This is a genomic window from Methylotuvimicrobium sp. (assembly GCF_050611805.1).
Lineage (GTDB): Bacteria > Pseudomonadota > Gammaproteobacteria > Methylococcales > Methylomonadaceae > Methylotuvimicrobium.
Map to the genome: position 1 here is coordinate 234601 of NZ_JBNGHF010000001.1, position 25098 is coordinate 259698.

Sequence of the window (25098 nt, forward strand, 5' to 3'; positions counted from 1 at the left end):
GATGAGTTATACGATACATCCTACCGCCATCGTTGACGAAGGTGCGCAAATTGGCGAAGACACCCGTATATGGCATTGGGCGCATGTCTGCGGCGGCGCTAAAATCGGCGCGCGTTGTTCGCTGGGTCAAAACGTATTCGTCGGCAACAAGGTTGAGATCGGCGACAACGTCAAAATTCAAAACAACGTGTCGGTGTACGATAATGTCACACTGGAAGACGACGTATTCTGCGGGCCGAGCATGGTGTTCACAAATGTCTATAATCCACGCTCGGCCGTGTCCCGCAAGGACGAATATCGCGATACGCTGATCAAGAAAGGCGTGACGTTGGGTGCTAATTGCACCATCGTTTGCGGCGTAACGATCGGAGAACAAGCCTTCATCGGCGCGGGTTCGGTCGTCAATAAGGATGTGCCCGCTTATGCATTGATGGTTGGCGTTCCGGCAAAACAAATCGGTTGGATGAGTGAATATGGAGAACGCCTTCAATTGCCTTTGCGAGGAAAGGGCGAAGCCAAATGCCCGCATACCGGTACGATTTATGTCTTACAAGACAATACAGTATTCAAAAAAGAGGTTGGCAATGAATATTGAAGCCATCTATGATCACGGAAAGCTGTCGTTTGTGACCCCCATCCGTTTAAAGCACGGAAAATTCCGGGTGATTGTCACAGTGCCGGATGATGAAGTTGAAGTACAAGGCGATGCTTATACTTTACCTCCTGAAGTGTTGGCAATGGCAAAAGCAATGGAAGAAATATTGGATCGCATTCGTAATGAGCCACCGCCTGCAGATGAAGACTTGCCGCCATTGACGCAGAAACAGCTCGACAGAATTGAGGCATTTGCATTGCGTGAAGAAGTACGAGGCTTGCGGTAGATGGATTTACTTTTGGATGTGAATGTTGTGTTGGATATATGCGCCAAACGGCAGCCATTTTATACAGAGGCGCGCGATGCGATTCAGCTTTGTACATTTCATGGAGGTAAGTTGTGGCTTTACGTCGGCTCTGTCCAAACTTTGGAATACAACCTGTATAAAGAAATAAAGCAGAGGAATGAGCTTCAAGGAGCAGGGCTAACCAACCGGCAGTTACATGCAAAATGCTTGGCTTTACTTGAAGCCTTTGCTAAAGGCAAGCATTGGTTAGCAGCGCTGGCAATGGAAGGTAATGTATTTTCAGCAGGAGATCCCGAAGATGCTCAATTACTGCTGGCCATGAAACGATTTGCAGAGAGCAAAATAAAACTGCTTACGCGAGACGAGCCTTTACTTAAAGCGCATCCGGATAAAACGATTTCACCACAAGAGTATATCCGTCAAAACATACCGGCTTCAGATCGCTTCATCGACTTTATCGATCTCAAAACCCAACAAAATAATATCCGTCCACCGCTCGAGCAAAACATTCATCGAGTATTACATCACGGCCAATACATCATGGGGCCGGAAGTTAAGCAACTTGAAGAAAAGCTAGCCGCATATACCGGTTCAAAGCATTGCATTACAGTCGCCTCGGGAACCGAAGCATTGTTGATTTCGCTGATGGCATTGGGAATCAAGCCAGGCGACGAAGTCATTACCACGCCATTTACTTTTATTGCTACGGCGGAAGTCATTGTACTGCTGGGTGCCAAACCGGTTTTCGTAGATATCGAACCCGATACCTGTAATATTGACGCAAGCAAAATCGAAGCGGCGATTACTCAAAAAACCAAAGCGATTATGCCGGTCAGTCTTTACGGACAACCGGCCGACATGGACGAGATAAACGACATTGCAAAAAAACACGACCTGCCGGTTATCGAAGACGCTGCACAAAGCTTCGGTGCGACTTATAAAGGACGCAAATCCTGTAATTTATCGACGATAGGCTGTACCAGCTTTTTTCCGAGCAAACCGCTCGGCTGCTATGGTGACGGCGGGGCAATTTTTACAAACGACGATGTCTTGGCGAAAGCCATGCACGAGATTCGCGTTCATGGACAGGAGCGTCGATATTATCATGCGCGAATTGGCGTAGGCGGCCGTATGGATACCCTGCAGTGCGCTGTGGTACTGGCAAAACTGGAGCGCTTCGATTGGGAGATCGAACAGCGCACTAAAGTTGGTGATCGTTATCTGAAAATGTTGAAAGATATTCCCGCAGTCACCCGCTTGGTCATTAGACCCGATAGGGATTGCGTTTGGGGGCAGTTCACCATCCAGGTTGAAAATCGCGATGTAGTGTTGGAAAAACTTAAAGATGCCGGTATTCCCACGGCTGTTCACTATCCGGTACCTTTACACCAGCAGCCTGCTTATCAATCTGTCTGTCGTATTTCTGACAATCTTGAGAATGCGGGCGCCATCTCCGCTAGAGTTTTCAGTTTACCAATGCATCCTTATATTGGCGAAGAGACCCAAGCCGAGATTATCAACGCCCTTGTCAACGCAGTATCATGAAAATCGTTACTGTAATCGGGGCGCGCTCTCAATTTTCAAGGCTGCCGCCGTATCGCGCATGATTCGCGATGAATATGCCGGAAAAATCGAAGAAGTAATGGTACACAGTGGCTAGCACTTCGACGATAACATGTCGAAAGTCTTTTCTGAAGAGCTGGATATTCCGCATCCTAAGTACAATTTGGAAATCTCCGGAGGTCAGCATGGGGCGATGACTGGTCGAATGCTCGAGGCGGTCGAGAATGTGTTACTGGAAGAAAAACCGGATTGGGTTTTGATATATGGCGACACCAAATTCTACACTGGCTGGTGCTCTGGCGGCGGTCAAGGTGCTTATTCCGGTAGCCCATGTAGAAGCCGGATTACGCTCTTTCAACATGCGGATGCCCGAGGAAGTTAATCGTATCCTCGCCGACAGAGTATCCACTTTACTTTTTTGTCCGACAGAAACAGCAGTCAACAATCTGAAGGCGGAGGGGATTGGCAAAGGCGTGCATAACGTCGGTGATGTCATGTACGACGTTGCGTTGTTTTATCGGGACAAAGCTAAAGCACAGAGCAAGATACTGAATGCGCTTAATCTAACGGAACGTGGTTTCGCGCTCGCGACCTGTCATCGGGCGGAAAATACGGATGATTCTAAACGACTCTCGGAAATTGTTTCGGCGCTTGCCGAAGTGTCGCGGCAAATGCCCGTAGTTTTTCCGTTTCCCCTCGTACTCGTAAGCTAATCAATGAAAATAGCCTTGCGCATCATTTAACTTCGTTAATTGTTACTGAGCCGTTACCGTTTTTGGATATGGTGGCCTTGGAACAAGCAGCCAAGGTCATTCTTACCGATTCGGGCGGCGTACAGAAGGAGGCATTATTCTATGGCGTACCCTGTATTACGATGCGGGATGAGACTGAGTGGGTCGAGACGGTTGAGTTGAGTTGGAATCGTTTGGTTGGTGCCTCGAAAGAATTGATTGTTTCGGTTATTGAGGATTTTGGGGCTGTCGGTGTGAAATCTCAGGGTCTTGTTCCTTATGGCCATGGAAAAGCCGCACACGATATTGTTGCTTATCTAGCATAGAATTTTATTTTTACGGTTATTTTAGGAAATTTCATGAAAGTTTTTGTAACGGGCGGTTTGGGACAAATCGGTTCCCATATTATTGAAATGTTGCTTGAGCGCGGCGACCAGGTTTTGACAGTGGACAATTTGGCAACAGGCCGAAGGGAGCATCTAGCCGATCACCCGAATTTAACGATAACGATCGATACCATCGCCGACAAAGAATTAATGGATAAGCTTATCGGCGATTTCAAGCCCGATGCGATCGTACACACGGCAGCATCCTATAAAGACCCGGACGATTGGTACAACGATACCTTGACTAACTGCGTGGGCGGAGCAAACGTCATAGACGCAGCCAAAAAATTTAGCGTCAAGCGCTTCGTTTATTTTCAAACGGCACTTTGCTATGGACTTAAACCGATTCAACAGCCCATACGTTTGGATCATCCTCGTTTTCCTGGCAGCAGTAGTTATGCGATCTCTAAAACGACCAACGAGTTTTATCTTGAGCTATCGGGCATCGATTACGTTACTTTCCGTCTAGCCAATGTGGTGGGGCCGCGAAATGTAGCCGGCCCTTTACCGATCTTTTATCAACGTTTAAAAGATGGCAAGCAATGTTTTGTAACTAAAGCACGCCGCGATTTCGTGTTTGTGAAAGATTTGGCGCGCGTTGTCTTGAAAGCATGCGACGGTATCGGTCATGGCGCATACCACTTTTCGTCAGGCAGGGACGTAGCTATTCAAGAGCTTTACGACGCAGTGGTTAATGCAATGGACTTACCGCATCAACCGGAAGCGGAAGTCAAAGAACTGGGCCCGGATGATGTTCATTCAATTCTATTGGATCCGTCGCGCACTTTCGAAGACTTCGGAAACATCGAATTTACTTCGCTTCAAGAAACAGTTTCTTCTGCGATAGAGTATTACAAAAAGCATGGAACGCTAGGCGAATATACGCACCTTCGCTTGCAAGATAAGAAATAATCGGTGGATAGCATGCGTATTTTAATTACCGGCGGGGCGGGTTGCCTGGGCTCGAATTTGATTGAACACTGGCTGCCGCAAGGCCATGATATATTCGTGATTGATAACTTCGCGACCGGCAATCGCGAAGTGGTTCCCGAAGTAGATGGTTTAACGGTGAAAGAGGGATCTGTCGCGGACCCTGCTCTTGTCGATGACTGCTTCAATGCGTTCAAGCCGGACGTGGTGGTGCATGCCGCGGCAGCCTACAAAGACCCGGATGACTGGCTCGAAGACTCCCGTACGAACGTTATAGGTAGTATCCATGTTGCTCGAGCGGCAAAATTGCACGAAGTCAAACGACTGATTAATTATCAAACAGCGCTTTGCTACGGGCGGCCGCAGCAATTGCCTATTCCGGCTAGCCATCCCACGGCTCCCTTTACCAGTTACGGTATTACCAAAACGGCGGGTGAACAATTCATGCTGATGTCCGGTGTGCCGACGCTCTCATTACGTATAGCCAACGTTACCGGTCCGCGTCTTGCAATCGGCCCCATACCGACGTTTTATAAACGTTTAAAGGCCGGTCAGAATTGCTTTTGTTCGGATACCTCGAGAGATTTTCTGGATATGTCCGATTTTCTCGCCTTTATGGATCTGGCTATCAAAGCCGATGCTCCAACCGGCGTCTTCAATATTTCGACTGGAGAAGCTCATTCGATCAAGGAAATTTTTGATATCGTCAGCGATTTTCTCGGATTGAAGGCCATAGAAGTGCCTGTCGTTCCGCCAGCAGCAGACGACGTGCCTGTGGTCTCACTTGATGCAACCGAAACTTATGACGCTTTCGGTTGGAAAGCGAAGATCGGATTCGTTGATACGGTTCGACGTCAATTGGTTTGGTATGATCAGTACGGAATTTCAGACGTATTCAGCCATTTAAAGCAGAAATTTGACAGTAAATGAAAAGTTTTTTTTTATACTCTCTTTTTATTAATAATTGGAGCGGGAGCAGGATATTACGGGCACGAAAAAATTAATATTATTTTGCCATCCAATATCCCTATAGAAGAAATTTCAAATACCGAAACATTCAGCGAAAGCTCCCTTAAATGCTTAACCGAACCAATGATCGATTCGATTAAGGGAAGCGGATCGGTTGATCAAGCATTTTCAGCTTGTATCAATGAATTACAATTTTTAATGGGTAGTGAATTCCAGCAATTGGATGAAAATGCGTTAAAGGCAATTTTTTCTACGATAGTTGCGGCTCAATTCGCGGAGTATGGTAATAGTTCTGCCGTTTCATACGAAAAAATCAAGGATTCGGAATATCTAAACTGCGGTAACACGATACTGCTTGCCGGTTATTTGTACGGAACTGATAAAAATAGCCTTCGCTCGATCGGTTTCGACGGTGGGGCAATTGGCAATCACGCGCAACTCCTTTATCTGGGAGATACTCAATTATTACTAGATCCGACAACAGGTCTTGTAGCGCAAGTCGGTTTTGATGATTTATTAAGCGGTACCCCCGTTCCATTAAATAAAATTCGAATGTTTACGGTTAAAGCAAAGACTATCGATTCATTCAGGAAGAAAGTATTCTTGGCAGTTATTGACGGTAAATATCGACCATCGGATTTTATGTACATGCACGAGTCGATTAGCGAGCATTTAAAAAAAGGAAGTAGTGATAACTACTTTACACCAGGTGGTATTTATATCCGAAATATATTGAGAAACAAACAGTCATCGTCGATCGATTGGAAACAAAAATGAGCAATGTAATGAGTTTTTCCGATTCCAAAGTTTTGGTTGTTGGGGGCGCGGGATTTGTTGGCAGCAACCTGGTCTGTCAAATTCTGGAGCAATATCCGCGTGAAATAATAATTGTGGACAATTTATTGTCGTCAGATGTCGCCAATATTCCTTCCGATTCACGCGTTCGTTTCGTTTTCGGCTCAATTACGGATGAGCAAATCCTCGCTGCATTACCGGACGATCTTGATTTTGCATTCCATTTGGCCTGTTACCATGGGAATCAGTCCTCCATTGCCAACCCTTTTGCAGACCACGACAATAACACGTTGACCTCGCTGAAACTGTTCGATCGGTTGAAAGAATTCAAGCAACTCAAGAAAGTTGTCTATGCCGCTGCAGCATGTGCAGTGGCGGAAAAAACCTATGATGCCCCTACTGCAACCACTGAAGAGCAACCGGTGACGCTATATCACGACAGTCCGTACTCGATTTCCAAAATCATTGGCGAACTTTACGGCAACTTCTATTTTCAGCGCTATCAATTGCCGTTCGTGAAGGCGCGCTTTTCCAATGTCTATGGACCTCGGGAAATTTTAGGCGCGGGGCAATGGCGCGGAACAGTGCATACTGTCTGGCGGAATGTCACGCCAACTTTTATCTGGCGGGCGTTGAACGGTGAGGCTTTACCTTTGGATAACGGCGGCAATGCCAGTCGCGATTTTATTTTTGTAGAAGATATGGCGCGCGGACTCATGGCTTGTGCGTTAAAGGGGGTTGCTGGAGAAGTCTACAATTTGGCGACGGGTAGAGAAACGAGTATTTTGGAACTGGCTACACTGATCAACGAATACACGGGTAACAAAACGCCGCTCGACCTGCGTCCGGCACGCGATTGGGACCGTTCCGGCAAGCGATTTGCTTCCACCGAGAAGGCTGCGCACGAATTGGGTTTTAGCGCCCAGGTGGAAGTTCGCGAGGGTATCAGGCGCACCGTTAAGTGGACCCGTGAAAACGCAGAGCTCATCAAGCGCTGCATAGCCAAGCACGACAAGCTAATGACTCAGGTTGGCGGGTAACCAATGCAGATTAAAGGCAATCGCTTCCTTGTCATCGGAGGTGCCGGATTTATTGGCTCCCATGTTGTTGATCAGCTCTTATCTGAAGGCGCGGCTCATGTTCGCGTTTATGATAATTTTTCGCGAGGTACGCATATAAATTTGCAAGAAGCTCTTAGAGATGTGCGAGATTGTGCCGGGGCAAATATTCTTGCGATGCATTCAATCATAAGTAACAGATATTACAACGTAGGAACTAGTGTAAAAACCTCTATCCGGGAATTGGTTAGTAAGATTGGTGAATTGTATCCCCGAAGATTTGATGCTCAGTTCAAAGAGTTCGATAGTCCTTTTGTGCGAAATCGTGTCGGTGCGACACGGCGAGCAGCAGAAGAAATTGCATTTAAAGCAAATATTCCGCTAGGTCAAGGTTTACGAGAGCTAATTCATTGGCATGCGAACCAAAATAAAAAGGTTTTTTCATGAATGCATCTTTAGGCATTTTCCGTTCATTACGAGTGCTGGCAGGCTATCGTCAACGCGTATTGGAGGGCATCATCCATGACGTACGCCAACGCTATGTGGGTTCGGTTTTTGGTACCCTTTGGATGGTGCTGTTTCCTTTATTACAACTAAGTATTTATGCCGGTCTTTACACATTCATCTTTAAAATCCGCCCATCAGGTCTCAACGAAATGGGCTATGTGGTATTGGTCTTCTCTGGCCTTGTACCACTAATGGGATTTAACGAGGCATTGATGGCCGCTACCACGTCATTGTCCGCCAACAAAAATCTACTATTGAATACCGTCTTTCCCGCCGAGCTAATTCCATTGCGCGCGGCGATTGCAGGCCAGGTAACAAGCCTGGTCGGATTGATCATTACGTTAGCAGTAGGTTATGCACTGGGTAGAGCCAGCTGGCAAGCGGCGATTCTGGTTCCGGTGTTTTGGGTATTACTATTGATGTTCGCTATGGGGATAGGTTGGATGTTTTCGCTATTCTCTCTTGTGGCGCGGGATATTCAACACGGCCTCGCATTGGTGATTATGCTTTTCTTCGTGCTCAGTCCTTTTGCCTACACGCCGGAAATGGTGCCGGCAGCCATGAAATCGCTGATTTACCTGAACCCTTTGTCGTATTTCGTACTGACTTTCCAACAACTTATCTGTTATGGCACCTGGCCCGATCCGGTGGCTGCAGGCGGAGCCAGCCTTTTGGCTTTCGTAAGTTTTTTTGCAGGATTCAGTGTTTTTAAGCGAGCTAAATATATCTTCTTCGACTATGCATGAGCCATTAGCAATTCGCCTACAAAATGTTTCCAAAACCTATAGATTGCATGGAAGCCAGCGAGATCAGTTGATTGACGTGTTGAGATTGCAACGGTTTGGGATTAGAACCAAAACCCCAACCAAGGAATTTTCGGCCCTTAGCGACATATCGTTGGATGTTCCGCGCGGACATCGAATTGGCATAGTCGGACGCAATGGAGCCGGCAAAACAACGCTCCTTAAACTGATTTGCGGAAACTTTGCGCCCAGCCTGGGAAGTATAGAAGTGAACGGTACCGTACAGGCATTGATGAACATTGGCTTGGGGTTTCATCCGGAATATACCGGTCGGGAAAACGTCGAAGCATCGTTACAATACAATGGTCTCGGGCGCGAAGAATACCAAGAAGCCATGGACGGAATCATCGAGTTTTGCGAGTTAGGCGACTTTCTCGATCAACCGTTCAAAACCTATTCATTGGGAATGCAGGCTCGGCTGATGTTTGCGGCTGCAACAGCCATTCGGCCGGATATTTTGATCGTAGATGAGGTACTGGGTGCCGGGGATGCTTATTTTGTTGCGAAATCCAAGGCTCGAGTCGAAAAACTAGTGAGTTCGGGCTGCACCATGTTGCTTGTTTCTCATTCCATGCAGCAGGTGTTGGAGCTTTGCGACGAAGCTATATGGTTAGATCAAGGGAGGATTCGGATGCAGGATGAGTCCTTTTTGGTTGTTAAAGCGTATGAGGAATATCTGCATGGACCAATAGATAATTTGAAAAATGCCTTCCCCCCAATTGTACCGCTCGATGAAAGCTTAATTGACAGTTCTAAGAAATTAAAGAATTTGAGAAAGACTCCACACCATAATTCATCACGAAATATTTCTTTGCCAATAAATATTAAATTTCAAGAACCTAATTTTATCCCTCACACTTATAGCCCCATTTTTGATAATGAAAGTAATGGAGCTCAGTTTGACTTTGTTGCTCCAGGCGGTATTTCAAGATGGAATTCAGAACGAGGTGTGAAAATATGTGGTTTTTCTATTTTTTCAGAAAATGGGCGATCAAATAAATTAATTTCAATGCGTCCATGTCAATTCGTATTAAATATAATAGGCGAGGAAGAAGGAGATTTTTCTTGTAGATATGGAATAGTTTTTAACGATTTATCGGGCAATTGCATTGCCAGAATTTATAGTCCACCTGATAATTTTCGAATAATAAAAGGCCAGATAAGAGAAGTATCAATGACATTAAATCCACTACAGATTGGTCCCGGTGAATATACAATCGGTATCAGCGTTCTCGAAGCAGATTCTTTAGAATTATTGAACTCCTCGAAAAGATATGACCTTTTAGGACGAAGTTTTAGTGTTACCATAAGCTTGCCAGAAACGTACTCTGCACTAAGCGCGTGTTTTATTCATTCAGCAGAATGGAATTTTGAAAATGCCTAATTATTTTGATTCTAAGATTTACAAAAGAAAACCTATTGAAATTTTACATGAAATTCCAGTGTTTTCGTCAACTGATGACTATATAGAAAATTATAAGAAAATTGCATCTGATCATGTAAATGCAATGGAGCCTGGAAAAGATAATCCATTCATTGCTAACGAGTTGTGGGAAACTTTAGAACAGTCTACAAGAGTTTTATTAGAAAAACATATTTCTAAAGGAGCAAAAATATTAGATGTTGGTGTTGGTCTAGGAAGGTTACTTGCACCTTTAAATCAATTTGACCGATATGGGTTGGATATTAGTTTGGATTATTTACAAGTAGCGAAACAACAAGGTATAGAGGTTGTATTTTCAAAAATAGAAGATATGCCTTACCAGGATAATATATTTGATGCTGTAGTAGTTTGTGATGTTTTGGAACATGTCTTAGATCTTAATCAATGCTGTAAGAAAATTATTCAGGTTTTGAAGCCTGATGGGTTTTTATTTGTTAGAGTTCCTTTAAAGGAAGATTTGAATCCTTATCTAAACGATAACCTCCCATATCAATACATTCACCTAAGATCATTTGATGTGGCCTCTCTCAGGCTTCATTTTGAAAAGATTTTTAAAATGGGTTTTGTAGAAGCATCATCTGCTGCACCATATCTTCAGGGCAGTGCGAGACTTAAAGTACGCTTCCTTCCAGAACAGCAAATTATTGCTTTACGTGAGGCATTAACCCATCTTGATCAACCAGCTCCACTTTTAGATAAGATTGCTCAATTATCTGAGGAGGAATTTATAAATTGGATATATGAATGGCGCGATATGAATTATTCAGACTATCAAAAAATAGCGGACTATATTATTTATGGGATGGATGTCAATGCTATTTTTAAAAAGAAGAAAATTCTTGTTTAATTAGGTTACATAGGAATTTGCATTCTGCTGTGGTTTTTTATTTTTATAAAAGTAATTTGCAATATGTATTTTAAACATTTTATATTGTGTATATAAACTTTCAAAATCAATAAAATATAGAAGTATTAGACTCAGTAAAGGATGAATTTAATCCCGCACATTTTTAATTGGACATTTTATTTTTTGGTATGAAATATAAATTACATGAGTTTAGTCGCTAATTAGTTTAATATTGTTACTAATTTTTTAAGTTGTCTAGAAAGAAGTGTGCCCGTATTGATTTTCGGCCAAGGCTTATTGTTTAACAATTGCACCTGTCGATTTGTTGCTTTGTGCTTAAGTAATGTTAAGAATTATAATAATAAAAATTATAAAATTTTAATATAATATATTATCCGTTTTTCACTGTCTAGCCATAATTATTATATAACCATGCTTGCACACAGATTAATTGCAAAATATTTTTAAAGAGTGTGTCTTTATCTTTAATTCAAATGTGAGTTAATTATGGATCAAAAACGAATATCGAACGAAAACTCAGGATTTTGGAACGAGCTATGCGGATCGCAGTTAGCAAAATATCTGGGAATTACTGATTCTTCTCCGGAATCGCTGAAGAAATTCGATGATTGGTATTTTAATTTTTACCCATATTTGTCAGATCATATTCCATTTGAGGTGCTCAATGGAAAAGACGTGCTTGAGGTTGGATTGGGTTATGGCTCTGTTGCACAGCGATTAGCTGAAACAGGAGCTCGTTACTCAGGACTTGATATAGCGGGCGGTCCAGTGGATATGGTAAATCATAGGCTTAATCAAAATGGACTAAAAGGTCATGCAACGCAAGGTAGTGTTCTTGATCCGCCGTTTAAGTCAGAAACATTTGAATGTGTTGTAGCCATTGGATGTTTACATCACACGGGTAATCTTCAGTTGGCAATAGATCAGTGCTGGAGACTGTTGCGTCCTGATGGACAGCTGATTTTTATGGTCTATTATGCGTATTCTTATAGAAGATTCCGTATGGCTCCAATGACAACATTGGCTTATATGGTAAAAGAGTTTGCGGGGTACAGAGGGGTGGTTGGTAGTAGCGCCACTAGGGAACGTGCAGCGTATGACTCAAATTCGGACGGAGCGGAGGCTCCTCATACGGATTGGATTTCAGTGAAATCAGTGAAAAAAATGTGTGCACAGTTTTCAAACTTTACTGCAAGAATTGAAAATATTGATCAAGAACCTCCTTTCACTAATACACCAAGAATCGAGTTATTGACTACGCGATGGCCAAAAATAGTTGGTTTGGACTTATACGCGACTGCTACAAAGTAGTTTTCTATGAATGTTCTCTATCTTTATAATGCTACGCAAACATATACGGCTACCGTATTTGAGCATCTAGCTAGCTTTCAAAAATATTCAAGGCATCGGTCTTTTTTTGTGCATCAAGATCAATATGCTGATCTAAATATTGATTATTCGCTGTTTGATGTAGTAGTTGTTCATTACACTATCCGGTTACCTTTCAATCAGATATCTCAGAAAAATGCCAACGCTTTGTCCCAATTTCGCGGACTGAAGGTCCTTTTTATCCAGGATGAGTATGATCATCCGACTTGTACTTGGGATTGGATAAAACGGCTCGGCATAAGTCTCGTTTTTACTGTTGTACCATCTGACGGAGTGGCAACAGTATATCCACCTCGAGATTTTCCAGGAATTCGTTTTGTTAGCGTGTTAACTGGGTTTGTTCCTGATGATTTAAGAACTCATACCCAAATTCCCCCCTCTGAAAGAAGTTTGATTGTTGGATACCGGGGGCGCCCATTGCCAGTTCGGTATGGGGAACTTGGGCAGGAAAAAGTCAGGATCGCTAAACTTGTTAAAGAATACTGCCTAGATAGAGAGATTCCTCATGATGTTGCATGGACGGAAGAGGCTAGAATTTATGGTCCGAAATGGTATGAATTTATGTCTTCATGCCGAGCCATGTTGGGTTCGGAAAGCGGGAGTAATGTATTTGACTGGGATGGTAGTCTGATAAAAATGATTAAAGACTACAAAATCAAAAATCATGATACTACCGATGATGAGATATATGAGAATCTAATTAAGCCTTTAGAAATTCCAAATTTAATGAATCAAGCTTCTCCCCGAATTTTTGAGGCTATTGCTGCGCGTACCGTATTGGTTCTTTTTGAAGGTAACTACTCAGGAGTGGTGAAGCCAGGAATCCATTTCATTCCGTTGAAAAAAGATGGTAGTAATCTCAATGAAGTGTTCGGATTATTGGCTAACGGCGACTATGTTGATGCAATGTCCGAGCGGGCTTGGCGCGACGTAATTGCATCGAACAAGTACTCATACAGGTCGTTTGTGAATTTAGTAGACACGGAAATGGAGCGATCGCTCACCGAACTACGGTCCCACAGCGACAATTTGTCCAGAATCGTCGCAGATACCAATAAATCGGATCATCCAACACCGGTTACAACCTGTCCCATTCGGGCAAAGCCCCCTCAGCCTTCGACGGACACGATTATTCATACAGTTGTTGGATCGCATGGCCTTAAAGATTTTTTTAGGCGATTTGCCATTTATATGTGGTGGAAGTTGCCAGAGTCGGTGAGGCTAACTTTGAAGCCAAGGTTAAAACGGTTTATTGGACGAGGTTGAAAGCAAATGTGTGGATTTTTTGGTCTTCTTGCGGACCGCTCTCGTGCAATTGATCAGTCATCTGCCGACCTTGATGTAGGCTTAACCCTTATCCGCCACCGCGGACCTGACGGAACGGGCAAGTGGGTGTCGCCAAACGGGCAAGTAGGTTTTGGGCACGTACGCCTTTCCATCATCGATTTGGAGAAGGGTGCCCAACCCATGCACAGCGATGATGGCCGCTACACCATCATCTACAACGGAGAGATATTCAACTACATTGAGTTGCGGGCGGAACTGGGCGAAAGCTTGTTTCGCACTCACTCCGACACCGAAGTGGTCTTGCATGCCTTCCAGTGCTGGGGAGCGGACTGTGTCAACAAGTTGCGGGGCATGTTTGCAATCGCAATCTGGGACGCAGCTGAGCAACGCTTGTTTCTGGCGCGCGACCGGTTTGGGATCAAACCCCTCTACTGGGCAAAGACTTCCCAGAGCTTTTATTTTGCTTCCGAGATCAAGGCGCTGCTACCCTTTCTGGACCGGCGTTCGGTCAATAGCGCGGCGCTCTCCGATTACTTCACCTTTCAGTTTTGTCTAGGTGAGAAGACACTGATGGATGGCGCGTGGCAAATGCCAGCCGCCCACTTCGCCTTCGTCACGCCAGGCCAAAAGCCTCAGATGCAACGCTATTGGGAGGTGCATTACGAGGTTGATTACGACCATACCGAGCAGTGGTTTACCGAACGTCTGCGTCAACTGCTACAAGACTCCGTACATATGCATATGCGGGCCGATGTCGAGGTGGGAAGTTACGTCAGCGGTGGGGTCGACTCCAGCTTGTTGGCATCGCTCGCACGCGAAGTACGGCCGGATGGCCCCTTCAAAGCATTCAACGGCCGCTTTATGGATGGCCTTGAGTTTGATGAATCGCGTTATGCCAAAGCCCTTGCGGACGAACAGAACATGCAACTGCATGTAGCGGATATTAGTGAGCAGGATTTTGTTGACCACATTGCCAAGGTCATCTGGCATCTGGATCAGCCGACTGCGGGGCCCGGATCTTTTCCGCAGTACATGGTTTCCAAGCAGGTGGGCGAACACATCAAGGTGGTGCTTGGCGGGCAAGGGGGAGATGAAATCTTCGGCGGCTATGCCCGCTACTTGGCGGCTTATTTTGAGCAGTGCATCAAGGGTGCTATTGATGGCACTTTGCACAATGGAAACTACGTGGTTTCTTATGAGTCCATTATTCCGAATCTTGAAACCTTGCGCCAGTACAAACCCATGCTACGCGAGTTCTGGTCTGGCGGCCTGTTTGGTGAACGAGACGAGCGCTATTGGCGCCTGGTGAACCGAGCCAATACGTTTGGCATCATTCTGGCGCCCGAGGCCATTGACCAGCGTGCCACCTTCGAAGAGTTCAAGAGCATTTTTTGGGGCAGCAATGTGGGCAAGGAGTCATACTTCGACTCCATGACGCACTTCGACTTCAAGACGCTGTTGCCGGCGCTGTTGCAGGTTGAGGATCGCATGAGCATGGCACACGGCGTTGAAGCGCGTGTACCGTTCCTCGATCATCCCCTGGTGGAATTTGCAGCCACCATTCCGGCTGATATTAAGTTCCGTAACGGCGAATTAAAGCGCTTGCTGAAAGCCGTGTTCAGCAACCATCTGCCCGCAGCCATCCGTGACCGCAAAGACAAAATGGGCTTTCCGGTACCCCTTAATCTGTGGCTTAAACGGGGCGGCCCAGCTAGGGATTTGATCGGTGACGTTCTAGGTTCACAACGCGCTCGTACACGTCCCTACCTGGGCAATGGGCTGTCCATCGATGCGGTCCTCGATTCGCAAAGTGCCTATGGCCGTAATCTATGGGCTTTGCTGAGTCTTGAGCTGTGGCACCAACAGTTTGTGGACAACACCGGTGCGTAGAAACGTACTTTTTTGCTACTCACGCCTACCGTCTTTTACCAATGCGGTTCGGGACTATGTGCGAGCGTTTGGTGACTATTCATCACACCGTGTTCACTATTACGACATGGACTCGGGGCCGCTGGAATTCGATCTAGAACCGTTTGATTGTCTGATTTTTAGTTACTGCTTCTGGGCGCGCTGCCTGTCGATCTCCCCGGCTTTTCGTAAACGGGTAGCCGACTTTTCCGGTCTGAAAATTGCCATTCTTCAGGACGAATATGAGTACTTCCTGTGGCACGAAAAGACTCTGATTGCGTTGGGCATGGACACCATTGTTACCTGCGTGCCAGAGGCCTATTGGCGTGATGTTTTTCGTGATGACGCATTTAGAAGCGTTACCTTTATCAATGCCCTCACTGGTTATGTGCCAGACAGTCTGTTGGATTTGCCGACCCCCAAGCCTCTAGCTGAGCGGAACTGGACACTGGGATATCGAAGTAGGCCCGTGCCCTTTACTTATGGACGTCTAACTCAAGAAAAGCTGCTGATAGGGCAGCGAATGAAACAGATATGTGCGGAACGGCGCATCCCCGCCAACATTGAGGTCACGGAAGAGTCTCGTATCTATGGGCCGGCCTGGCCAGAATTCATCGGGAACTGCAAGGCTGTTTTGGGGACGGAAAGTGGCTCCAATGTTTTTGACTTCGACGGCTCGATCAAGCCTGCCATTGAAGATTTTCTCAAAGCACATCCGGATGTCGACTTTGAATCTGTGCATGAGCGCTTTCTGCAGGGGCACGATGACACGATTCACATGAACCAGGTTTCCCCCAGAATTTTCGAAGCCATCGCCATGAAGTCTGGCTTGGTGCTGTTTGAAGGGAACTATTCGGGCGTTGTTCGGCCGTGGGACCATTTCATCCCATTGAAGAAAGACTTTAGCAACGTTGACGAGGTTTTTTCTGCGCTGGAGGACATCGAGGGCCTAAAAACGATGACAGAACGAGCCTACGACGATGTTATCAAGTCAGGAAAATACCACTTTCGGTCATTCATTGATGCCATTGACGCACATATTTCGGATTCTGGCGCAGTTGACAAGGGATATGAGCCATGTTACGGCTTGATTGCGTGGCGCACTTCTGCAGAGGCAGAGCTGAACACAATCTCAGGTCAGCAAATGCGAATTCCTACTAACCGCCCGCTACTCTATTTCGATTCAATAACCGACCCCTTTCTGACTATTCGAATCAACTGGGGTGCCTTGCACCGGGCGATTATGAGGTGCTATGAATCAATCTTGTATTCTCCAATGGGACGGAAGTGCAGGGAGTTCTTGCAACAAAATGCGGTGCTGTATGCCGTGGTGCGCAAATGCGTTCGACTGTTGACAGGCCGGTGGTAGCGTGAATAACGAGCATCCGTCAGGCTACGAGCCGCTTGTGTCCATCATTGTGCCGATGGCCGACGATGAAGTGGACGGAGAGATGCGAGTCGCCATAGCACATGCGCAAACCTGGAAAAACATTGAGGTCCTTCCGGTTTACTCTTGTAAATCGCCTTTCAAGCCCGTTGTTTCCGATTGCGGCAGTCTTGCCAAGGCGATTCATCTGGGCAAATCAGCTAGCAAGGGGGATTTCATTAGCTTGCTGCTGCCGGGGGCCGCTTACACATCGGACAAGATTACTCGGCAGGTTGCGTTTGTCGAGAAATTTGAGTTGCAAGACGCTGTAGTGTTTTGCGACTACACATTATTTGATGGCAGCGACGCAGATGGCGTGCCCATTGCACTTCCATCGCTTGACCCCTCAATTATGTTCCGCAAAATCTACTGTGGCTTGCCTTTGGATTTCAGTAGTTTATTCATTCCACGTAAAGCGATGGATAAATTTGAGCTGCTTGATGAGGATGTTGGCATAGAAATGCTACACAGACTCGTTCTGGTATTGAGTCAGCATATGCCTTTCGTCGGTATGGCCGAACAGCTGGTCTCCATCACTAACCGAAACAGACTTAGCAGTATCGAAAAAGTGTACTTGCGCGACCTCTATGTGAGGTTGCTTCCTGAAATTTTAAGCCTAAAAGAGCCTGCAGTTTATGATGCAGACTTCTTTACGGCGCTTGGAGATGCTACGGTTGCCCGACTTACTCAGAGGCTGCCACTTGCGGCTTGGGAGACCTTTCGGGCCGCGCTTAGGTTGCTTCGCAATTCATCGAATGGACGTCGTGCGCTCCTATCGTTTGCTAAACCTTTGCTGCGGAGTGCATTTCATTCTCTTCCGGTCAGCGCAAAGCGCTTGTTTCGCTCGAATATGCAGAGACAGATTGATACTGAGAGTACAAGGTTAGATTTTTCTGCTATCTACCGGTTCAATGGGTTTGTGGGCACTGAATCACTTTCAGGTGCAGGTGCTACCCGGTTTCAAACCAGAATCATCCGTAGCGAGCTACCTAAGATTTTTCGTCAACTGGGTGTCAAGAGCATTGTTGATATCCCCTGCGGGGATTTTCATTGGATGCGCGACGTTGACCTTGTCGGCATTCACTACACCGGTGCGGATCTGGTGGATGAAATGGTTAGTAAAAATCAGCGTCTGTTTGGCGGATCCGATCGAGTGTTCCGATGTGTCAATTTGATCTCTGGGCCACTACCTGAAGCTGATCTTGTTTTTTGCCGTGACTGCTTGGTTCATTTGCCTTACGAAGACGCCTTGGCAGCGATCGAGACGATCCGAAAGAGCAAGTGCCAATGGCTTTTGACGACAACGTTCACACGAACTACACCCAATACGGACCTTGATGCGACGGGTTGGCGGGCGTTGAACCTGACCTTGCCGCCCTTCAACTTTCCCCAGCCCTCGCTTCTGATATCGGAAAAGTGCACCGAGGCCGGTGGCTTGGCGGGAGACAAGTCACTTGGACTGTGGCGAATTGCAGATTTGCAGCCTCGCGAACGGGCATGAGTCCAGACAAGCCATGCGTGTATTTATACTCCCTTCTTGGTGCCCAACCGCTGACCAGCCTTTAAGTGGCACCTTTTTTGTGGAGCAGGCCCATGAGATTGCCCGGTTATGGCCTGGCTGGACGGTCGCGTTATGTTGCTTTGATCTTGCTCGATGCCGCATACCTTGGCGTCCCTGGCATATTCTCCGGTTCTTGAGGTATGCGTTGCGTACACCCCGGTTGGTGGTTGAACAGGCCCAGTCCGGCTTGCATGAATACAGGGTGTGGGCTCCCTACCTTCCTCGATTTGGACGGCAAAGCAAATGGGCCTCAACTGCCAAGGCCTTAAGTTCGCAAGCGAGGGTAGCACTTGAGGACTTTATTGAACGGTTTGGCAAGCCCGATTTGATCCACGCCCACGCCGTCTATCCAGGTGGCGCTGCTGCGGTGGCGCTGGGGCGTGAATATGGGATTGCGGTAGGCCTTACAGAGCATTTAGGCCCCTTTCCTCCGCCGGCACTATGTCTGCAAAATGGAGATGTGATGCCACTGGTGACCGACACTTACGCTAGTGTGTCACTGTGCAGTGCCGTGAGCCAGGCACTGGCCGATCGCATTGTTGGTCTGGGCATGGCGGATGAGGTAGCCATTATGCCCAATTTTCTACCTGACTATTTTGGATCGGATCACACCAATGCGCCAACCCAGCACGATGGATTTTCATTTCTCAGTGTTGGTGGGCCCAGTCATGCGAAGGGAACTGATGTGCTGCTAAAAGCGCTGGCCCAAGTTGACGGAAACGTGACTTTGCGCATTGTCGGCGACGGTCCCGGGCTTCCATTCTTTCAACAGATGGTCGCCGATCTTGGTTTGACTGGGCGGGTGTTCTGGTTGGGCTCGGTGCCTCGCGATAAGATGCCTGAGCACTATCAAAGGTGCGATGCTTTTGTGCTACCAAGCCGAGGTGAGACCTTTGGTATTGCCTTCATCGAGGCGCTGTCTTTTGGCAAGCCGTTGATTGCTACCCGCTGTGGTGGCCCTGAAGACATCGTGCATGCGGGTAACGGATTGTTGGTGCCTTTGGATGATATCGAGGCCCTGGAACTAGCGATGCAGTGGATGACTGAGCATACGGGAAGCTATGACTCGGAGGCATTGCGCTCGGACTTTCTCGCCCGGTTTTCCTCCAGTGCGGTGGTTGCGCGACTACAGCAATGGTACCTTGCTTTGAAGCACGGCGGCCAAGGTACAGCGAGACTATAAGAAAAGATGAAAAAATTAAGATCCTCTGTGGTGATGTTGACTCCTGATCGTCAGATAGACCGCAGGATCTTATTGAGCGCCGATAGTCTTGAGGCCGCGGGCTGGGATGTTACCATTGTCGCAATGCCGCTAGACGCTCAGTGCACGGATGATCGGCGCGTGGTACGGATTGGCTTGGATGCTGGCCATGCCAATCGGGAAAATCGGGTTCTGGATACCTATCGCTGGGTGCGTGGTCACTTGCCCATGAATGGTTACCTGATGCGCTGGCTGAAGCGGATGGCATGGCGGCATTTGGTGGATCAGGAATCGTTTTATTCCAAACTATTTTGCAGCACGACATCGCGATTTGCGCCCCACGTTATTGTGGCAAACGATTTGCCTATGTTGCCTGTTGCAAAGCAGTTGGCCGACGCATGCGGTGCCAGGCTGGTTTATGACAGCCATGAACTCTACAGCGAGCAGGAGTTTTCTAACCGCGAGAAACGCCGTTGGGCAGAGATTGAGGCAAAATACATCGGGGCTTGCGACGTTGTTATTACCGTCAATCAGTCGATTGCAACAGAGTTGGAACGGCGGTACGGCGTTAGTGATGTCAAGGTGATATACAACGCAGAACGTTCACTCAATATTCCGATAAGGTTTCGACGGTTTCATGAAGTCTTTGGTTTAGCCGCAGACAAAAAAGTATTGTTGCTACAAGGAGGGCTATCTGTAGGGCGTAATTTGGAGGTGTTGATAGATGCTATGCGTCATGTACAAAACCCCTCAGTAGTACTTGTCGTTCTTGGCGATGGGCTGTTGTTGCGCAGCCTGAAGAAGATGGCTTTGGCCGACAGAGTTTTTTTTCATCCAGCAGTTCCACAGAATGATTTGCTGGCACTTACTGTAGCTGCGGACGCTGGGGTGATCCCGTATCAAGCAACATGTCTTAATAATCGTTATTGTACACCCAACAAGTTGTTTGAATTCATTTCGGCTGGTCTTCCGATTCTGGCTAGCGATTTGCCTGAGATTCGGAAGCTGATCGAAGGGCAGCAGATAGGTTTGGTTGGGGATAGTAGTACACCTGAAAAGCTGTCGATATTGATTGATGATTTTTTTTCGGACGAACAACGCTTTGCCTCTTGGCGGGCAAACTTGGCAACGGTGCGGCAGCTAGTGTGCTGGGAAGAAGAAGAAAAAAAGCTGGTGAAAATTTATAAGGCATTGCGATGAAAGTTGCTGTTGTGTATCAGTATTACCAGGGACATAGCGCGCCCGGGCATTCACTAGTTTATGAGTTGACGCAGTTTTTGGCCGATCGAGGCCATGATGTTACGGTGATATCCGGCGAAACGGGGTACATGCAGAGGAATAACCCGACTTTGCCTTGGTACCGGCGCATTGTTAGACGCATACGCGATGGCAAAGTGAACGTGGTGCGAACTTATACCTATTCCGAGTTGCATCGAAGCTATCTGGGGCGATTGCTGAGCTTTATCTCCTTTACATTGTCATGCCCGCTCGGGTTGTTGGCCGTCGACAAACCGGATGTTATATTAGCATCTTCGCCACCGATTTTTCCGATGTTTCCAGTCTGGCTAATTTGCAGGGCGAGGCGAATCCCCTTTGTAATTGAAGTCCGCGATCTGTGGCCAGCTTCTGCTGTGCAGATGGGTATCTTGAAAAGCAGGCAACTCATCAGAATTATGACGTGGATGGAGCGTGTGCTTTACAACCAGTCTGTGAAGATTGTGGCTTTGACTGAGGGGATCCGCGATGACATTTGTTCCCGGGGTTGGCCAAAAAGCAAGGTTGAACTCGTAACCTGTGGCGTGGATTTCGACAAGCTTTACCCTGATGCGCCAGGGGCAGCATTTATCCGAGAAAAATACGGTTGGCATGAAAAAAAAATTGTCATGTACTTTGGTGCGTTAGGTGAGGCTAATAACTTGCCCGTTACACTCCGTGCAGCGCAACGCTTGCAGGAACGGCAAGACATCCTTTTTGTTTTAATCGGCGACGGTATCAAGCGGATTGAAACTGAAAATCAGGTATCAGCACTTGGCATAAAGAATGTTCTCGTGCTTCCCCCAGTCCCGAAGGATGATGCTCGTTTGTATATCAATGCGGCTGATTTGTGTTTGGTCACGTTACGAGACATTCCTTTATTTGATGGTGCGATTCCGACTAAACTGATTGATTACATGGCGTGTGGTAAGGCGGTGCTCTGTGGAATTCGAGGGGAAGCAGAACGTATCGTGAATGATGCCGGGTCTGGCGTGATGTTTGAACCCGACAACGACGAGAACCTTAGCAGGTTAGTACTTGAGTTGTTGAGTGACAAAGCTCAAGTTGAAAAAATGGGGGCGGAAGGATTGGCTTATGTACAAAGTCGCTTTTCCGCAGTGAAGATACGACAGCAAATGGAGTCGGTCCTGTTGGCTGTCGTTAATAATACTCGCAGTCCCGAAGTCGTGTGATGGTAAGGGTAACCGAGTTAAGGGCTGAACGTGTTGCAGTTGTTGGCGCCTCCAGCCAGATAGGTTTAGCGCTGCTCCCACGCTTGGCATCTGCGGGTTACGTGGCTTATCGCATTGGTCGAGAAGATAGAAGTGCCGCCGAAGGTATTACGACGTATATATTTGAAGAGTCGACCTGCAGCTTTGTTCCGCGCCTCGACTTTGTGGATACAGTAATCTCTTTGGCTCCACTTCCCTCTATTGAGGTTGTGGTGAAAATGGCGCAGTCCTTGGGAGCGAGAAGATTCATTGCATTTGGTTCGACTGCTCGGTTCTCAAAGCGAGGTTCAACTTCTGCTATTGAGCAGGATTTTGTGGCTCAGCAAGAGCGTGCGGAAAATCTCTTTTCTATGGAGTGCGAGGCAACTGGTATCGGGTGGACGTTGTTTCGTCCGACTATGATTTATGGAGCCGATGCCGATCAGAATGTTTCCTTCATAAAGACGATGATCCGAAAGTTCGGTTTTTTTCCGATTCCAATCGGAGCAAACGGCCTACGACAGCCAGTCCATGTCGACGACCTGGCTGATGCCTGTGTTGCAGCACTTAAATCAAATAAAACCATCAATAGAGCATACAACTTGGGAGGTGGTGAGGTTTTAGGTTTTCCAGAGTTGGTAAAAAGAATTTTTCAAGGAGAGGGAAGAACGCCGGTTCTGATTCCGATACCTTTAGCGCCATTTTCGCTCTTGATCGCACTGGCAAAGAAATTTCCTGAGTCAGCATTTGTTCGACAAGAAATGGTCGAACGCATGTTCCAGGACTTGACTGCTGATAACCAAGCCGCAATAGATGATTTTGGCTACGCGCCGAAACCCTTCTGTTTGGAAAAGAGGGGGCCAAATGGGTAGTATTATGCTATACAGCTTAATGGTTTCGAGCATGAAGCAGTTGTTTGGCTTGGTTTTAGCTTGAAATGACGGCCAGTCTTTATGTTCAGTCGACTGATATGGATGAGGTCATCGCGATTAGCGCTAAATGATAGCTTACCGGTGATCGAAGATGCCGCGCAAAGCGTGGGTGCGACATTCAAAGGACGCAAATCCTGTAATTTATGGACGATTGGCTGTACCAGTTTTTCCGAACAAACCGCTCTGCTGCAATTGTGACGGCAGCGCCAGTTTTACCAACGACGAAAACATCACTCAGGGGTTCCGGGAGATACGCTACCATGGCCAGAGCAAACGCTACGTGCATACCCGCATTGGCGAGGGCGGCCGCATGGATACGCTGCAATGCGCCATCGTCCTGGCTAAGCTCGAACGCTTCGACTGGGAAGTAGAGCAACGCCTTGCCGTTGGCCGGCGCTACAACCAGTTGTTGGACGAAGCCGGCATCTCACACGTACAACAGCGCCCTGACCGCACCAGCGTTTTCGCACAATACACAGTCTTTACGCCGAAACGCGAAGTCCTGCAAGCGCATTTAAATCAAACCGGTATTCCAATAGCCGTGCATTATCCGGTACCGCTCAACGAACAACTGGCCTATAAGCACTTATGCTGCCCTGATTGCACGCAGGTCGCGCAAAATATTGCCGGGCAGGTGATGAGTTTGCCGATGGGGCCGGATTTGAATGAAACGAGCCAAAAAGCTATCGTGGAAACGTGTCTAGCGGAATTATGAGTCTAAATACAAAGCCGGGATTAAATTTAAGAGTACCTTCGAAACTAAAGTGTGTTTCCCAAGATAGCTGGCATGCACGATCAAAACTTTAAAAACCTGATTCTGGATTACCCGGTGCAAGCCTTGCAGTTTTTTGCCGCTGAGGAAGCACACGACGATTTGCAACAAGCGCGCATTATCCCGTTTCGACAAGAACAGCTAAAAGAACGACTCGGCGACCGCTTTCACGAATTGGATACGCCGTTACTCGTCGAATGGCCCGATGGTCGTCGCGAAGTGATTTTGTTTCTGCTGGAAGAAGAAACCGAAGCCCGGCGCTTTTCCATTCATCGCCTAGCACATTATTGCCTGGACTTATCCGAGTTGGCACAAACCGAACGCGTGGTTCCTGTCGTCATTTTTCTGGATCGGGGGCATCATCCGTACGAATTGCATTTAGGCGGCGATCGGCACACCTACCTCAGTTTTCAATACATCAGTTGCGAACTGAAAAATCGGTCGGCTGACGATTATCGCACTAGCGGTAACATCGTCGCCCGCCTGAACTTACCCAATATGCGTTATGCCAAAGAACAAAAGCTGGATATCTACCATGATGCACAATTGGGTCTAGTGCAACTGGAGCCCGACCCGAAAAAGCAACTAAAATATATCGACTTTGTCGATTATTATACGAACCTGACAGAAGATGAAATCGAAACCTATCGTAAAGACTATTTATCCGAAGCGGAGGCACGTATGGGATTAGCGCAGATATTAAGAGAAGAAGGCAGAAAAGAAGGAGAAATCAAAGGAGAAATCAAAGGAGAGGCTCAAATGCTTCTGAAACAAATTCAACTGAAATTCGGCGGACATCCAGTTTGGGTAGAAGAACAAATTAACCTGGCAGGCAAAGACCAGTTGGATCAATGGGTAGAGCGTATCTTGTTTGTCGATACTTTGGAGCAATTGTTCAAGGTTTAGGATGTAATCTCATTAAGTTAAGCCGTTCGTGGTGAGCCCTTCGGCTAAGCTCAGGAGAGCTCTGTCGAACCATGGGCGGCTTAACTTATCGGCTCATACCTTCCACTCATCCTTCGACATGGCTCCCCTGAGCGTGGCCGAAGGGCTTAGTGAGAACGGAAAAGCCCTTAAGTTAATGGCATTGAGGCGTAGGAGGGTTCAGAGCACAAACCCATCATGGTTAGATGGTAAAAGCTGATAATCAACGAGCCTGTCTCCTTCGAATTGATGGTAAACAGTTTGAAGAAATGAGGTA

The 25098-nt window shown here is 46.9% G+C and carries 22 protein-coding genes and 2 pseudogenes; all 24 read left to right on the forward strand.

Features of this window, described 5'->3' with window-relative positions:
* The first annotated feature begins 1 nt into the window (after nt 1).
* The 24 genes and pseudogenes from ACRJJO_RS01050 (at nt 2) to ACRJJO_RS01165 (ending at nt 24803) form a co-directional block, all read left to right on the forward strand.
* Entirely contained in the window at nt 2-595 is a 594-nt protein-coding gene (locus ACRJJO_RS01050) for an acyltransferase (protein ID WP_431064131.1), read from the forward strand.
* Nucleotides 585-881 (forward strand): hypothetical protein, encoded by a 297-nt coding sequence (locus ACRJJO_RS01055; protein WP_431064132.1) that lies wholly within the window; start codon nt 585-587, stop codon nt 879-881. Before ACRJJO_RS01050 ends, ACRJJO_RS01055 begins: the two co-directional genes overlap by 11 nt.
* Entirely contained in the window at nt 882-2447 is a 1566-nt protein-coding gene (locus ACRJJO_RS01060; RefSeq protein WP_431064133.1) for a DegT/DnrJ/EryC1/StrS family aminotransferase, read from the forward strand.
* A 130-nt stretch (nt 2448-2577) separates the two neighbouring features.
* On the forward strand, nt 2578-2847 hold the full coding sequence (locus ACRJJO_RS01065; RefSeq protein ID WP_431064134.1) for a UDP-N-acetylglucosamine 2-epimerase: 270 nt from the start codon (nt 2578-2580) through the stop codon (nt 2845-2847).
* Nucleotides 2729-3522, forward strand: a pseudogene (gene wecB, locus ACRJJO_RS01070) (non-hydrolyzing UDP-N-acetylglucosamine 2-epimerase). Before ACRJJO_RS01065 ends, wecB begins: the two are co-directional and overlap by 119 nt.
* Before the next feature lie 33 nt (nt 3523-3555).
* Nucleotides 3556-4494, forward strand: a complete 939-nt coding sequence (locus ACRJJO_RS01075) for an NAD-dependent epimerase/dehydratase family protein (protein ID WP_431064135.1) — start codon at nt 3556-3558, stop codon at nt 4492-4494.
* A 12-nt stretch (nt 4495-4506) separates the two neighbouring features.
* Nucleotides 4507-5442: an NAD-dependent epimerase/dehydratase family protein gene (locus tag ACRJJO_RS01080; protein ID WP_431064136.1), complete on the forward strand. Its 936-nt coding sequence runs from the start codon at nt 4507-4509 to the stop codon at nt 5440-5442.
* Between the two features lie 162 nt (nt 5443-5604).
* The gene (locus ACRJJO_RS01085) at nt 5605-6258 is read left to right on the forward strand and encodes a hypothetical protein (RefSeq protein ID WP_431064137.1); all 654 of its coding nucleotides are present in this window, start codon (nt 5605-5607) and stop codon (nt 6256-6258) included.
* A gap of 8 nt (nt 6259-6266) precedes the next feature.
* Nucleotides 6267-7316 carry an NAD-dependent epimerase/dehydratase family protein gene (locus tag ACRJJO_RS01090; RefSeq protein ID WP_431064138.1) on the forward strand — a complete coding sequence of 350 codons (1050 nt, stop codon included), beginning with the start codon at nt 6267-6269 and terminating at the stop codon, nt 7314-7316.
* Nucleotides 7317-7319: 3 nt separating this feature from the next.
* Nucleotides 7320-7781, forward strand: coding sequence for an NAD-dependent epimerase/dehydratase family protein (locus ACRJJO_RS01095; RefSeq protein WP_431064139.1), 462 nt, complete (start codon nt 7320-7322; stop codon nt 7779-7781).
* On the forward strand, nt 7778-8587 hold the full coding sequence (locus tag ACRJJO_RS01100) for an ABC transporter permease (RefSeq protein WP_431064140.1): 810 nt from the start codon (nt 7778-7780) through the stop codon (nt 8585-8587). Before ACRJJO_RS01095 ends, ACRJJO_RS01100 begins: the two co-directional genes overlap by 4 nt.
* Nucleotides 8580-10028, forward strand: coding sequence for a polysaccharide ABC transporter ATP-binding protein (locus tag ACRJJO_RS01105; RefSeq protein ID WP_431064141.1), 1449 nt, complete (start codon nt 8580-8582; stop codon nt 10026-10028). Before ACRJJO_RS01100 ends, ACRJJO_RS01105 begins: the two co-directional genes overlap by 8 nt.
* Nucleotides 10021-10935 (forward strand): class I SAM-dependent methyltransferase, encoded by a 915-nt coding sequence (locus ACRJJO_RS01110; protein ID WP_431064142.1) that lies wholly within the window; start codon nt 10021-10023, stop codon nt 10933-10935. The genes ACRJJO_RS01105 and ACRJJO_RS01110 overlap by 8 nt, the downstream gene beginning before the upstream one ends.
* A 507-nt stretch (nt 10936-11442) precedes the next feature.
* Nucleotides 11443-12267: a class I SAM-dependent methyltransferase gene (locus ACRJJO_RS01115; RefSeq protein ID WP_431064143.1), complete on the forward strand. Its 825-nt coding sequence runs from the start codon at nt 11443-11445 to the stop codon at nt 12265-12267.
* A gap of 6 nt (nt 12268-12273) precedes the next feature.
* A complete protein-coding gene (locus tag ACRJJO_RS01120) occupies nt 12274-13611 on the forward strand; it encodes a hypothetical protein (protein WP_431064144.1) in 1338 nt (445 codons plus the stop codon).
* A gap of 6 nt (nt 13612-13617) precedes the next feature.
* Nucleotides 13618-15522, forward strand: coding sequence for an asparagine synthase (glutamine-hydrolyzing) (gene asnB / locus ACRJJO_RS01125; RefSeq protein WP_431064145.1), 1905 nt, complete (start codon nt 13618-13620; stop codon nt 15520-15522).
* Entirely contained in the window at nt 15515-16909 is a 1395-nt protein-coding gene (locus ACRJJO_RS01130) for a hypothetical protein (RefSeq protein ID WP_431064146.1), read from the forward strand. Before asnB ends, ACRJJO_RS01130 begins: the two co-directional genes overlap by 8 nt.
* 1 nt (nt 16910) lies before the next feature.
* Nucleotides 16911-18467 carry a class I SAM-dependent methyltransferase gene (locus tag ACRJJO_RS01135; RefSeq protein WP_431064147.1) on the forward strand — a complete coding sequence of 519 codons (1557 nt, stop codon included), beginning with the start codon at nt 16911-16913 and terminating at the stop codon, nt 18465-18467.
* A 13-nt stretch (nt 18468-18480) separates the two neighbouring features.
* On the forward strand, nt 18481-19710 hold the full coding sequence (locus tag ACRJJO_RS01140) for a glycosyltransferase (RefSeq protein WP_431064148.1): 1230 nt from the start codon (nt 18481-18483) through the stop codon (nt 19708-19710).
* A 6-nt stretch (nt 19711-19716) separates the two neighbouring features.
* Complete coding sequence (locus tag ACRJJO_RS01145) at nt 19717-20928, forward strand: glycosyltransferase family 4 protein (RefSeq protein WP_431064149.1); 1212 nt, start codon at nt 19717-19719, stop codon at nt 20926-20928.
* The gene (locus ACRJJO_RS01150; protein ID WP_431064150.1) at nt 20925-22175 is read left to right on the forward strand and encodes a glycosyltransferase family 4 protein; all 1251 of its coding nucleotides are present in this window, start codon (nt 20925-20927) and stop codon (nt 22173-22175) included. Before ACRJJO_RS01145 ends, ACRJJO_RS01150 begins: the two co-directional genes overlap by 4 nt.
* On the forward strand, nt 22175-23065 hold the full coding sequence (locus ACRJJO_RS01155; RefSeq protein WP_431064151.1) for an SDR family oxidoreductase: 891 nt from the start codon (nt 22175-22177) through the stop codon (nt 23063-23065). The genes ACRJJO_RS01150 and ACRJJO_RS01155 overlap by 1 nt, the downstream gene beginning before the upstream one ends.
* A 102-nt stretch (nt 23066-23167) precedes the next feature.
* Nucleotides 23168-23840: pseudogene (locus tag ACRJJO_RS01160) on the forward strand (DegT/DnrJ/EryC1/StrS family aminotransferase).
* A gap of 72 nt (nt 23841-23912) precedes the next feature.
* Nucleotides 23913-24803: a hypothetical protein gene (locus tag ACRJJO_RS01165; RefSeq protein WP_431064152.1), complete on the forward strand. Its 891-nt coding sequence runs from the start codon at nt 23913-23915 to the stop codon at nt 24801-24803.
* Nucleotides 24804-25098: the final 295 nt, after the last annotated feature.

Excerpts from the sequence above, each read along its gene's own strand:
- ACRJJO_RS01050 (WP_431064131.1), top strand. The coding sequence starts at position 2 with ATGAGTTATACGATACATCCTACCGCCATCGTTGACGAAGGTGCGCAA.
- ACRJJO_RS01055 (WP_431064132.1), top strand. The coding sequence starts at position 585 with ATGAATATTGAAGCCATCTATGATCACGGAAAGCTGTCGTTTGTGACC.
- ACRJJO_RS01060 (WP_431064133.1), top strand. The coding sequence starts at position 882 with ATGGATTTACTTTTGGATGTGAATGTTGTGTTGGATATATGCGCCAAA.
- ACRJJO_RS01065 (WP_431064134.1), top strand. The coding sequence starts at position 2,578 with ATGTCGAAAGTCTTTTCTGAAGAGCTGGATATTCCGCATCCTAAGTAC.
- ACRJJO_RS01075 (WP_431064135.1), top strand. The coding sequence starts at position 3,556 with ATGAAAGTTTTTGTAACGGGCGGTTTGGGACAAATCGGTTCCCATATT.
- ACRJJO_RS01080 (WP_431064136.1), top strand. The coding sequence starts at position 4,507 with ATGCGTATTTTAATTACCGGCGGGGCGGGTTGCCTGGGCTCGAATTTG.
- ACRJJO_RS01085 (WP_431064137.1), top strand. The coding sequence starts at position 5,605 with ATGATCGATTCGATTAAGGGAAGCGGATCGGTTGATCAAGCATTTTCA.
- ACRJJO_RS01090 (WP_431064138.1), top strand. The coding sequence starts at position 6,267 with ATGAGTTTTTCCGATTCCAAAGTTTTGGTTGTTGGGGGCGCGGGATTT.
- ACRJJO_RS01095 (WP_431064139.1), top strand. The coding sequence starts at position 7,320 with ATGCAGATTAAAGGCAATCGCTTCCTTGTCATCGGAGGTGCCGGATTT.
- ACRJJO_RS01100 (WP_431064140.1), top strand. The coding sequence starts at position 7,778 with ATGAATGCATCTTTAGGCATTTTCCGTTCATTACGAGTGCTGGCAGGC.
- ACRJJO_RS01105 (WP_431064141.1), top strand. The coding sequence starts at position 8,580 with ATGCATGAGCCATTAGCAATTCGCCTACAAAATGTTTCCAAAACCTAT.
- ACRJJO_RS01110 (WP_431064142.1), top strand. The coding sequence starts at position 10,021 with ATGCCTAATTATTTTGATTCTAAGATTTACAAAAGAAAACCTATTGAA.
- ACRJJO_RS01115 (WP_431064143.1), top strand. The coding sequence starts at position 11,443 with ATGGATCAAAAACGAATATCGAACGAAAACTCAGGATTTTGGAACGAG.
- ACRJJO_RS01120 (WP_431064144.1), top strand. The coding sequence starts at position 12,274 with ATGAATGTTCTCTATCTTTATAATGCTACGCAAACATATACGGCTACC.
- asnB (WP_431064145.1), top strand. The coding sequence starts at position 13,618 with ATGTGTGGATTTTTTGGTCTTCTTGCGGACCGCTCTCGTGCAATTGAT.
- ACRJJO_RS01140 (WP_431064148.1), top strand. The coding sequence starts at position 18,481 with ATGCGTGTATTTATACTCCCTTCTTGGTGCCCAACCGCTGACCAGCCT.
- ACRJJO_RS01145 (WP_431064149.1), top strand. The coding sequence starts at position 19,717 with ATGAAAAAATTAAGATCCTCTGTGGTGATGTTGACTCCTGATCGTCAG.
- ACRJJO_RS01150 (WP_431064150.1), top strand. The coding sequence starts at position 20,925 with ATGAAAGTTGCTGTTGTGTATCAGTATTACCAGGGACATAGCGCGCCC.
- ACRJJO_RS01155 (WP_431064151.1), top strand. The coding sequence starts at position 22,175 with ATGGTAAGGGTAACCGAGTTAAGGGCTGAACGTGTTGCAGTTGTTGGC.
- ACRJJO_RS01165 (WP_431064152.1), top strand. The coding sequence starts at position 23,913 with ATGCACGATCAAAACTTTAAAAACCTGATTCTGGATTACCCGGTGCAA.